The sequence below is a fragment of the Oerskovia sp. NPDC060287 genome (assembly GCF_042726775.1).
Classification (GTDB): domain Bacteria; phylum Actinomycetota; class Actinomycetes; order Actinomycetales; family Cellulomonadaceae; genus Oerskovia; species Oerskovia merdavium.
The window spans coordinates 1-2,211 of sequence record NZ_JBHXBO010000386.1 but is presented as its reverse complement, the minus strand read 5'-3'; the positions used below and the strand labels follow the sequence as shown (position 1 = coordinate 2,211).

The window sequence follows — 2,211 nt, the reverse complement described above, 5'->3', positions numbered from 1 at the left end:
CCCTCGCGGTGAGGGTGCGCTCCGTCGTCGGGCGCCTTCAGCCTGCCCGCGCCGGCAATTCCCTCGCCGCAGCCGTGCCGGTCCCGCTAGCGTCCCGCCCATGACTCTCACCCCGCGCCGAGGCCCTCGTCCCATCACGTCCGACGAGGGACCGCACCGGCAGGTCGACCAGCTGGCGCCGGCCGAGCTGTGGGGCGAGCTCGTGCTCGCGGCGACCACGATCGAGGGCGTCCGAGAAGGGCACAGCTCGGTCTCCACGGCGTCGTCCCGGGCACTGTTCCTCGATGGCCACGAGCGCACCTCGAACCCCACGACGTCCCTCGCGACGCCGGACCAGCGCCTCGAACCGGTCCACCTGCACGGCGTGACCGACACGAGCCTGCACCTGTGCCTGCCGCGCGAACGGGCCCAGGAGGTCTGCGCGGCAGGCTGGGGAGAAGCGCACCAGTACGCCGACCACGCGACCGAGATCATGGTCTACGGGCCGCGCGACGCCGACGAGATGGCCGTGGTCCTGGGACTGGTCCGCGAGAGCCTCGACGTCGCACGGGTGCACAACCCGTAGCCGTCGTCGGGCGCCCCTCCGCGAGGTAGAGGGGACGCGTCGGGGTAGAGGCCCAGGGCCCTCTGTCTCGACGGTATCCCTCTACCTCGCGCGGGCCTCGTCAGCCGCCGGTCCGTCACCCGCCGGTCCGTCACCCGCCGGTCCGTCACCCGCCGGTCCCGTCAGCCGCCGCTCGCATCACCCGTCAGCACCTCGACCGACACGAGGGCGACGTCGTCCTCGCTGGGCCGGGGGACGAGTCGGGCGACCAGGGCGTCGAGGAACCGGTCCCGGGAGCCGTCCGCGATCTCCTCGACGACCCCCGGCAGGTCCCGCAGGGCGTCGCGCAGCCGTCGGTCCCGCCTCTCGACGAGGCCGTCGGTGTAGAGGAGCAGGGTGTCGCCGGGGTGCAGGACGTCCGCGTGGTTCGTCCGCGAGGTGCCCGAGCCGAGGCCGAACATCCGGTCGTTGTGCCGCGCGAGCAGCTCGGCCGAGCCGTCGGCGCGCACCAGGACGGGCGGAGGGTGACCGGCCGAGACCCAGGTGAGCGCCCGGTCGCCGGCCGGGCCGGGGAGCCCCACGAGTGCCGCGGCCACCGTTGCCGCCGTCTCGATGCCGAGCCCGTCGGCCGCTCGTTCGGTGCGTTCGAGGATCGTCGCCGGGGACGTGCCCGACTCGTACGCGACGCCGCGCATGACCCCTCGGAGCTGACCCATGGTCGCCGCCGCGGAGATGTCGTGCCCGACGACGTCCCCGACCACCACGAACGTGCACCCGCACGCCAGCTCGAACGCGTCGTACCAGTCGCCGCCGACGTGCATCTCGCGCGAGGCGGGCCGGTAGCGGACGTCGATGCGCAGCCCCTCGGGCTGGGCGGGCGCAGTGAGGATCGAGTCCTGGAGCTGCAGCGCCGCGCGGCGCTCGCGGTCGAGGCCCTCCTGGAACCGGCCGACCGAGGACCCCAGGTGCAGGGCCTGGTCGACCACCGCGGCGTCGAGCCCGATGCTCCGGTCGGCCGCCGTCCGCTGCGAGCTCCGGACGACCCCGGTCACGTCCTCCGCGCGGTGCACGAGCGCGGCGACGCGGCCGCTCGCGTCGAAGACCGGGAGGTTCGTCACGAGCCAGTGGCGTTCGACCCACTCGCCCGGTCGGTCACCGGGCAGGTCGATGCGCAACGGTTCGAGCAGGTCGATCCGGCCGGTCTGCAGGACCTTCTCCAACGAGCGGACGATGCGTCCGACGTGCTCGTCGTCCGCGGGCGAGAAGGTGAAACCCGCGTTGAGCGACCGGCCGACGAGCGCTGTCGCCGGGAGGCCCAGCATGTCGAGGTAGGCGTCGTTGACGTCGAGGACGGTCAGGTCGGGTGCCAGCAGCACCTTGGGCGCGGACAGCGCGGCGAACACCGCACGGTAGTCGAGCCGGTCGGCCTCGGGGGCGGGCCTCGCGTCGTCCTGCGAGCGCTCGGTGCGCTGTGCCGACCCGGGAGCTGCTCCCGAACGGCCGCTCGCCCCGTCCCGCGCCTCGTCCTCCATCGGATCGGCCTCTTCCCCCGCGTCGTTCCCTCAGCATGGCGGAGAAGTCGTGCTTCCGCAGAAGTGCATGCCACGGGCTCGTGCGGGTCTCACGGAGCGGATGCCCGACGGCGGGGCGTGCCTTCCGTGGGAAGG

2 protein-coding genes are annotated in these 2,211 nt (G+C 73.7%); one reads left to right on the top strand and one right to left on the bottom strand.

What is annotated here, in order from left to right; all coding sequences use genetic code 11:
- Nucleotides 1-100 precede the first annotated feature (100 nt).
- Entirely contained in the window at nucleotides 101-565 is a 465-nt protein-coding gene (locus tag ACFWFR_RS19165) for a luciferase family protein (RefSeq protein WP_377624171.1), read from the top strand.
- A gap of 161 nt (nucleotides 566-726) precedes the next feature.
- Here the strand turns inward: ACFWFR_RS19165 and ACFWFR_RS19160 are convergent, their stop codons facing one another.
- Entirely contained in the window at nucleotides 727-2,076 is a 1,350-nt protein-coding gene (locus ACFWFR_RS19160) for a PP2C family protein-serine/threonine phosphatase (RefSeq protein WP_377624170.1), read from the bottom strand.
- Nucleotides 2,077-2,211 lie beyond the last annotated feature (135 nt).